Consider the following 4157-nt stretch of genomic DNA (forward strand, 5'->3'; position numbering starts at 1 on the left):
CCAAAAATCGGGGGCTAGTCTAATAGTGGGTATTTTTTAGGATAGAAAGAAAAAAGTGAGGGGGAAGGGAGGGTTTTTGGTTGGGAAAATGAAGTTTTTTGAGCTGACTCATGGGTTATGGTTTTCCGGCTATCATCCTCGGTTTAGTGCTTGGTGAACGACTAAGCAACCAAAGCCATTGAAAAGAAGGGGGACTCCCGATGCTCGGTACAGGCTATCCTTCGGAATATCCAACCTCGAATGGTACTGCGGGAATAATTGGAATGACGGACTATGGCACGAATAGATAGCCCGTTCGCTTTTTGCTGTAAAATGTTCGGGATCTATTGCATGGTTTTGCTCTTTGCTGCCATCGTTCTTTTGACTTAGTCACTCAAAAGAAACCAGAAAAGATCACAGGAAAGGTGGGTCAGTATGCACTGAAACACCTGGGTCAATATCGACTGAAACAGGTGGGTCAGTTTACTCCGAAATGGGTGGGTCAGTATGGGGTGAGATTATCAGGCTACCATTGCAGCGATTGTGTACGAATTAACGGCAGTTTATCCAGATAGAATGGTTTTCTTCACCGGAAGTACTACAGAACGAACCCGACTCTATCGAATGGCTTTATCACTCAACTTTGATGAATTGAGAAACGATTTTGAAATTTTTGGCGTTAACTTTACTGAAAATCAATCTACTGTAGAGCCTTTTGAAAAAGGGAAGCAGTATGACGGATTCATCATCAAAAGAAAGGTATCTTAAAAGGCAAATCATGAAACCAAAGAAGAAACTGGAAGGAGCAAGCAAGCTTGGAGTAAAAATCAGGAAGGATTCCGCGCTGAACTCTACATCCAAAAAGGTTTTGTTTCCTGAAAAACTAGAACTAGCCAATAAAATAGTTGCCAATCTGAAATGGAAGGTGGACTAAGATTTGGCTTTTTTTGAAAAGAGAATTATGCCTAGCGGCAATAATGTCGAATTCTAAAAACAAAAAAGCTCCCTCCTTCCCTTCTGGCATTCTTCATTCGTCTGTCATTTATCGTCCAAATAATTTAGATAAAAATCCTTTCTTAACTTGCTTTTCAATTCCCCAAATCAATTCGGTTTCGTGTCGTTTTACTTTATCAATGTTTGGTCCGAATTTCCCCCAAGCAAATCCGCTTTGATTTGGTTTGTTTCTCAAGTCGGCAACCACAAAATTGTCAGGAAGTGATAATGCAAATTTTTTTAAAGCCGTGTCACTTGATTGTCTTGCGGTTTCAAGTTCAATAAATCCATTGTCTTTGCTCCAAATAGTCATAACCACTTTTTCGTGAATTATGTCAAGATTTGACTTGTTGCCATTTTTTCCAAACTCGTTAACGTGTTCAATGAATTGAGTTAAGTCGTCCGAATGTTTTACAATTACCGCTGGGTCATGGCATACATAAAACACGCTTCCCCAATTACCTTTTTTGTCAATGTCCAAAATCCAAAAGTTACCAAAACCATCTCCCCCAAGTTGAACTGAATGTGGGAAAAATTCTTCAAAGCCAAACTGTCCAACTCCGTCAAAGGTTACTTCCTCAAGTCCAAAAAATTCAAAACCACTTGCGAATTTTAGTAATTCTCTAATTTCGGCAGGAACTTTTCCTGTTGGAAGTCCTTTTGCAAATTCGTCAATTTGTTCATCAGTCAACCCTTCTTTAAGTTCGACTTTGTATTCGTCACCGTCTTCTGATACATATTGTTCAGTCAATACAGATTTCAGTATTTCCGTTGGTGTCATAAAGTTCAATTTCAGTTGCCTTGTTTCATTTTATGCTTGCTGGTAACGGTTTGCGTTTATGAATTGTGGCGGTTTTCGAATCACTTCATTGTCAACCAAGCAGAAACTTTGATAGAAGCACAAAGCGTGATTTAACCACTGAACTACCACTTTTGGGTAGGTGCTGTTATGGGCTGCCTTTTTCATTCTTCGCCTTCGTTTCGGTAAAAGTCTGGGAAACATTGAGGTCCAATTGCACCACCACCATATTCCAAAACTATATTGTCCTTATAGAAAAAGTAAGTGCAGCCGTCATTGTAATCTTCAATTTTATCTTTTTCTAAATTACTATCGAAAATATTGTAGCTAAACATTCCCATTCCACTTCTCTGCCAACCAATTACAATGGGGTCTTTTCCTGCAATTGATATACAGTTCGCCTTATCCAATTTTTCCTTTAAAATTCTCAACTCTTCCGTTGTCCAATTTAGTTCGTTCAATAAAGAGTCTACTTTGGGTGACTTTATTTTTAAATTCCAATTGCTTTGGTAAATACTGTCAGCCTTAACGTGGAAAATTCCTAATTCTTTGTCATTGTCAAATTCTATTGACACACTTGCTCCATCTGGAAGGATAGATTTGTAGTAGTTTTTAACATCAAAAATTTCGGCTGTCCGTGCTTCGTAATTTTCAATGAGGTCTTTTTTGTAATAAGTTGGGCCGGTGAATATCCCTTCAAAGGCGATATGAAGGAAAAGGTAAAATCCACCGAAAAGGAACAATATTATCCCTAAGAAAATCAAAATTCCTTTTAACGCTCTATTCATTGTTTCATGTTTCTAAGGTTGCCCATAACGTGATTCAGCTTGGAGACGGCGGGCATTTAGTATCGTTCTCTTCCAACCTACTCGGAACCGCCCGCTGTCTTCCAAGGTGATGTTACAGCCAGTAGTTCCTTATTTCCAATAATAGCTCCATCGAATTCGATAGGTTTGGTCTCCAAAGAAAAGTTTTAGTTTTGACTTGGTTTTTTCATCCTCCCAAACCGCTTCTCTTGAATAAACTTCTACTCCATTTTGATTTATACTTTTTTCTAACTCCTTATCTTCGATCATAGGTAGGGAGAGCAATTCAATTAAATCTTCTTTTATTTTTTGATAGGCTGAATCATACTTTGTTAATTTATCACTTTCCAATTTCCATAAGTTTTGTTTTGCTTGGTAACTGCCGTACCGGTCGTGCTCCCAATCATAGCTTACATATTGAAGAATGGAATCTTCACTTGTAAAAAAATACTCCGCATACAAAGGGAGAAACTTTCCTTCTCTTTTTACAATCAACGGAAAGGCTATATCAAGTTGGTCAACTTTTGGAAATACGCTTGAAGCCAGAAAAACCTTTTGTTCAATTATTTCAATGTTTTTGTTTAATGTTTTTTCAAAATTCACTACTTCATCTATTTTAGATTGCTTGGTCCAAAAATTATTTCGATTTGGTTTAAAATCACAACCTAGGATTGTAACAAAGATTAAGGTTAAAAGTATTTTCTCTGGTGTCTTCATTTTTTCCTATTGGCTGTAACATCCGTAAACACGAATCCATTTCGTGTATTTCTTTTATGTTTGAAGTATTGAGCTCCATAGTAAAGTCGCTCTGTTCGCTCTATTCCTGATTTATCCGATTTTAAACGTTTGTTGTCGGTTACTCCTACTCTACCTCACCCCTTCCTCTCCTCTAGGTGAGGGCGATCAAGCAGTGGTAAATTTGCAGATGCGGTTCCATTTACTGGCTCATTGTCCTAAACTTAATATTGCTACAACAGCGAAAGTCACAAATGAAATGGCGAAAAATTTTATAAACTCATAAGATTTGAATCTAAATTTTTCTGGAGAGAAACCACTTCCAATTAACCAAGTTGAAAAAATCAACATAATTAATACTCCGATGATTAGTCCAGGAGAAAATAAAGAACCTAATTGTCTACTTGCATTAATAAATTCTCTTCCTGCTCCGATAAGTAAAAGAAATCCAATAATTATTTTAAATGTCTTCAAAGTGCTTGTTTTTTCATTGAATATCAACGCTTTAATTTATTCCACCCATTGCGTATTTATATCACTACCTCACCTTGACCCACTTTTTAACTTTAATTAGAGGATGTTTGCGCAGTGGGAGAAGGTTAATTCCAAAGTTCCTTTAGGAAATAATGTATTCTCGGGTTAGACTTAGATGCGTGGTAATTAGTTTGTGTTGGAAAGAAAAGGAAAAATCTGGAACTAAAAAATACCTAGTAAAGGGTATTTTTTGGGGTGAATGAGAAAAAAGTGAGGGGGAAGGGAGGGGTTTTGTGATGGAAAACCAAAACTTTGAATGGAAGTGTGCTAAGGATGATTTAGCTAGAAATTCGAGAGCCAAAAATCATTGG

7 protein-coding genes are annotated in these 4157 nt (G+C 37.2%); 2 read left to right on the forward strand and 5 right to left on the reverse strand.

The annotated features are described in order from the left end of the window. Positions 1-161: 161 nt before the first annotated feature. Positions 162-323: a helix-turn-helix domain-containing protein gene (locus tag DK188_RS21865; protein ID WP_111672853.1), complete on the reverse strand. Its 162-nt coding sequence runs from the start codon at positions 321-323 to the stop codon at positions 162-164. Between the two features lie 187 nt (positions 324-510). Between DK188_RS21865 and DK188_RS21580 the strand changes: the two genes are divergently transcribed. After that, positions 511-747 (forward strand): DUF6934 family protein, encoded by a 237-nt coding sequence (locus DK188_RS21580; RefSeq protein WP_394335861.1) that lies wholly within the window; start codon positions 511-513, stop codon positions 745-747. Between the two features lie 10 nt (positions 748-757). After that, the gene (locus DK188_RS21585; protein WP_157963330.1) at positions 758-913 is read left to right on the forward strand and encodes a hypothetical protein; all 156 of its coding nucleotides are present in this window, start codon (positions 758-760) and stop codon (positions 911-913) included. Between the two features lie 108 nt (positions 914-1021). On the opposite strand, the gene DK188_RS21130 is transcribed toward DK188_RS21585, so the two are convergent. The 4 genes from DK188_RS21130 to DK188_RS21590 all read right to left on the reverse strand — a co-directional run bounded on the left by DK188_RS21130 (position 1022) and on the right by DK188_RS21590 (position 3786). Beyond that, positions 1022-1753 (reverse strand): SMI1/KNR4 family protein, encoded by a 732-nt coding sequence (locus tag DK188_RS21130; RefSeq protein ID WP_111672850.1) that lies wholly within the window; start codon positions 1751-1753, stop codon positions 1022-1024. A gap of 182 nt (positions 1754-1935) precedes the next feature. Then, positions 1936-2559: a hypothetical protein gene (locus DK188_RS21135; RefSeq protein WP_157963331.1), complete on the reverse strand. Its 624-nt coding sequence runs from the start codon at positions 2557-2559 to the stop codon at positions 1936-1938. Positions 2560-2688: 129 nt separating this feature from the next. Beyond that, positions 2689-3294 carry a hypothetical protein gene (locus tag DK188_RS21140; RefSeq protein WP_111672852.1) on the reverse strand — a complete coding sequence of 202 codons (606 nt, stop codon included), beginning with the start codon at positions 3292-3294 and terminating at the stop codon, positions 2689-2691. Between the two features lie 228 nt (positions 3295-3522). Further along, entirely contained in the window at positions 3523-3786 is a 264-nt protein-coding gene (locus tag DK188_RS21590; protein ID WP_157963332.1) for a hypothetical protein, read from the reverse strand. Positions 3787-4157: the final 371 nt, after the last annotated feature.

Source organism: Algoriphagus litoralis, assembly GCF_003259255.1.
Taxonomy (GTDB): domain Bacteria; phylum Bacteroidota; class Bacteroidia; order Cytophagales; family Cyclobacteriaceae; genus Algoriphagus; species Algoriphagus litoralis.

Excerpts from the sequence above, each read along its gene's own strand:
- DK188_RS21585 (WP_157963330.1), top strand. The coding sequence starts at position 758 with ATGAAACCAAAGAAGAAACTGGAAGGAGCAAGCAAGCTTGGAGTAAAA.
- DK188_RS21130 (WP_111672850.1), bottom strand. The coding sequence starts at position 1,753 with ATGACACCAACGGAAATACTGAAATCTGTATTGACTGAACAATATGTA.
- DK188_RS21135 (WP_157963331.1), bottom strand. The coding sequence starts at position 2,559 with ATGAATAGAGCGTTAAAAGGAATTTTGATTTTCTTAGGGATAATATTG.
- DK188_RS21140 (WP_111672852.1), bottom strand. The coding sequence starts at position 3,294 with ATGAAGACACCAGAGAAAATACTTTTAACCTTAATCTTTGTTACAATC.